A 3,498-nucleotide genomic window follows, 5' to 3' on the forward strand; every position below is an offset into this window, starting at 1 on the left:
ATCTTGCCAACCTGCGGAAAGGGTCGTCGACACCGCATCGAGCCGCTCTGCCACGCCATCGACCATGGCCGACGAACGTTGCGCGAAGGTTTCCGAAACCGAATCAAGCGAGCTGCGCAAATCGCTTGCCCACGATTCGCCGGCGCGCTGCTGCGTCTGGATAAGGGCTTCTCCGGCCGACTTATGCTGCTCGACCAACGATTGCCCGGCCAACTGATGCTGTTCAATCAATGATTCGCCAAGATCTTTCTGTGCTTGAAGCTGCGCTTCGCTGACACGCTGATGCTCGGCCAAGGCGTCTGTCCAGATGCCGGCCACCTTGGTGGTAGATTGCTCGAACCGGCCCGAGAGGGATTCAAGCTGTTGCTGCACAGACTGCTGCACAGCGCTTTGCAGTGCGGCGCTTTCGCGGGCCAGGCCCGCCAAGGTGGATTCAACCACCGGCTGAATCGCCGCGCCCACCAGGTTGCCGGTTTCGGCCAGGCTTTCTGCCAGCGACTTTTCCACCGAGGCGGTCAGCCCGGAATAGAGCTCGGTCAGTTTGGCATTCAAGGCATCGTGGCCGGCCAGCAGCCGCGCATCTTGCTCGGCTGCGCGCGCTTCCAGCCGCTGATGCAAAAGCTCTGCATTCTGTTGCAAACGTTCGTCGAGCTTGCTTGTGCGTTGCTGCAACTGCTCAACAGACTCAAGGCTGCGGCTTTCCAGCGCTTCGATCATGGTTTGAAGGCGCTCGGCAACGACCGGCAAAGCCTGTGCGTGCTGCTGCATGAGCTTGAAGCTTTCATCGCGCTGATGCGTTCTTGAAAACACGCGCAGTGCGCCGGCAACGGCTGCGTCCAGTCGGCGCCCAGCACGGATGCGGTCACGCCGCGCCAGGGCGGCGATTAGCCCCAACATGGCGGAAGCCGCCACGCCGGCCACCGAGGTGCCAAACGCAAAGCCCAAACCCTTTACCGGCGCGGCAAGCGAGGCCCGTATGGCCTGCAGGTCGGTGGCGTGTTCCAGCGCCAGGCCGGTGCCACGCAGGGTGGCCACCATGCCCAGGAAGGTGCCGAGCATGCCCAACAGCACCAGCAAGCCGACCAGATAGGGGGTAAGCGTAGGCCCGGGCAGACCGACCCGCTCGCCTTCCACGCGCAAGCGAACGGTGTCGCGCAGAGTGGGGTCCAACTGGCTCAACCACGCTTGAAAGGTGTGTGCGGTTGAAGCGTTTGCGGCGGGGCCCGGCCCCAAGGACAATTGTGCGGAACCCGCGTCAGGCGGTGCTGCAGCTTCCACTGCTTCGGCGCTCGATGTCGGCGTTGTGGAGGCATTCACGTTGCCCGGCGCAACATTCAACTCGCCGCTTTCAACCCCGCTCAGCGCGTTATCAAGCGTTTGAGTCGCCTGGCGAAAGCGCAGCAGCTCCAGGCCGCCGAACGAGTATGCGGCCACAATAATGGCTGTAACCGCCAGGGCCAGCAGGTTCGAGCCCACATAGCCCGCGCCGACCCACAGGGCCACCGCCAGTCCGACCACAAATACCAGTAAATAAATAACTCTATTCATAAATTCTTAGCGATGTCATGTGCTGATCGAGTCGCGAAGCGCACACAATAACCCTTCTATCGGTTCAAGGCGAAGATCCAGCTCGGCCAGCAACACGGCGCGCATGTCTTCACGAAATGTATCCAGCCAGGGGCCGGATTTCAACTGTGCGGCGGCTCCGACTGCCCGGGACGCAGCGGTTCGCAGCGCCGGTTGTTTTACTGCTTGTTGAACTACCCCATCGGCATCGTGGGCTTGTTTCTCTGCACCCGGAGCTTGCGCTTCAGCGCCTGGGGCCTGTTCAAACTGCCCGGGTCGGGCTGCCGGCTGCGGCTGCCCCGCTTGCGACAGGCTTAGAAAGTGGCGCTCGAGCAAGTTCGGAATAGACGCCAGCAAACGCAACTCTTGCCCGGTCAGGGCCTGCTCCATGGCCGCATCTATGGCCGCCAGCCGCGCGGCAAGGGGAGACTGCGCCGCCAGCCGCGCACGCAAACGCGCCCGAAGCTCCGTAATGCCAGACTCCATTTTCTGCTGAACCAAGGAGTAACGCCGCCGGTACGAAGGAAAATCCAGATCGGGGGCTGCCTTGGGCGCCCCGCGCATTTGCCGTCGCTGCATACTGGTGGCGGGGGCCGGTGGGGCCAGCGCCGCCCGAATCGCCTCTTGCAGCTGATGTTTCAGCTGGGTGGCTTCCGCGTTGGCAATTTCAAGCCGGCTTTCGGCTGCGTCTGCATTTTCGGAAACCTCTTGTCCGGCGACAAGATTGCTTTTATCTGACGCCGCATTCAGCGCGGTAGACAGCACGATCGATTCCGTCCAGCCCAGCCACTGGCTCAACGCGGCCGCCAACGGCGCCCCGGGGCCAACCACCCTGGTCTGCGACAAACGAGAAAGCAAGCGCACCAGCGCCGGACTACTTACGCTTGTACGCTGCGGCATTTCAGTAACCATGCGAACTGCGTCGAAAACAGACGATTTTACACGCTGGCCCCGTGCCCAGACCAAGGCCGTCTTCGTAATACATGAAGCTTGCCATGAAACAAAAGGCAACCAGCCCAGGCACCGTTACACTTGCCGCGCAGGAACTAGCCTAGCGTCGCATTCCTGCGTAAACTTTCCTGCATGCTGAACATTCAAAACCTAACCAAGCGCTACGGCGACCAGGTCGTGTTTCAGGGCCTGACCCATACGTTTCAACCCGGCTGCGTGGCGCTTTGCGAAGAGGCCAGCACCGGCAAATCAAGCTTGCTGGCCATTATTGCGGGCGTTATTGCCCCAGAAGAAGGCGACGTCCTGATACAAGGGCACTCTGTTGTGCGCAGCCCCGAGCAAGCCAAGGCCCGGGTGGCTTACGTGCCCGACGACTGTATGCAGTTTCCCCAGCAAACGGGGCGCGAATTGCTTGAGAAAATCGCGGCTGAAAAACACACCACGGTCGACGACACCACGTTAAGCCTGGCGAATAAGCTGGGGCTGGAACCTCATTTAGACAAGCGCTTCGAACAAATGTCCAAGGGCACGCGCCGCAAGGTATACCTGGCTGCAGCCGCCTTGGGCAACCCGGCGGTGATCGTTGCCGACGGCCCCAGCAACGGCCTGGATGCAAGCGCGAGCGCCGTACTGGCGGAGCAGTTCAAGGCCTGGGCTCAAAACCGCGTCGTATTGTTTGCCAGTCACGACGAACAACTGGTGCAGGCCTGTAGGGCAAGTACGTTCTGCATTGCGGCGCTTGCTGGGCTTGGCGCCGCTTAGTGGCATCAGAAGGGGTCTGTCTTGGCTTTCTCTACCGAAACACGCCCCGCTTTACTGAACCAGGTTTTGCAGCGCACAGAGCGGCGCTATCGCATACCCGCCACACCGGTGCTGCCCACGCAAACGGCAAACAGCAACCCGGCAGACATTATCGCCCTGGCTATCGAGGCCGCGCGCAAGCTGGTTGCCTATAAAGAAACCCCGCCCGCTGCGATACGG

At 61.4% G+C, this 3,498-nt stretch carries 3 protein-coding genes and 1 pseudogene; 2 read left to right on the top strand and 2 right to left on the bottom strand.

Annotated features, from left to right (window positions below):
• Window positions 1–1,548, bottom strand: a 1,548-nt coding sequence (locus VL003_RS08965) for a DUF802 domain-containing protein (RefSeq protein WP_325441668.1), incomplete at its 3' end; no start/stop codon positions are given.
• A gap of 15 nt (window positions 1,549–1,563) precedes the next feature.
• The gene (locus tag VL003_RS08970; RefSeq protein WP_325441670.1) at window positions 1,564–2,478 is read right to left on the bottom strand and encodes a DUF3348 family protein; all 915 of its coding nucleotides are present in this window, start codon (window positions 2,476–2,478) and stop codon (window positions 1,564–1,566) included.
• Window positions 2,479–2,649: 171 nt separating this feature from the next.
• On the opposite strand from VL003_RS08970, the gene VL003_RS08975 reads away from it, so the two are divergent.
• Together VL003_RS08975 and VL003_RS08980 are read left to right on the top strand one after the other, a co-directional pair.
• Window positions 2,650–3,279, top strand: coding sequence for an ABC transporter ATP-binding protein (locus VL003_RS08975; RefSeq protein WP_325441672.1), 630 nt, complete (start codon window positions 2,650–2,652; stop codon window positions 3,277–3,279).
• Window positions 3,280–3,300: 21 nt separating this feature from the next.
• Window positions 3,301–3,498: pseudogene (locus VL003_RS08980) on the top strand (3-deoxy-D-arabino-heptulosonate 7-phosphate synthase); the annotation flags it as partial.

The sequence above is a fragment of the Pusillimonas sp. genome, assembly GCF_035515275.1.
Taxonomy (GTDB): Bacteria; Pseudomonadota; Gammaproteobacteria; order Burkholderiales; family Burkholderiaceae_B; genus Pusillimonas.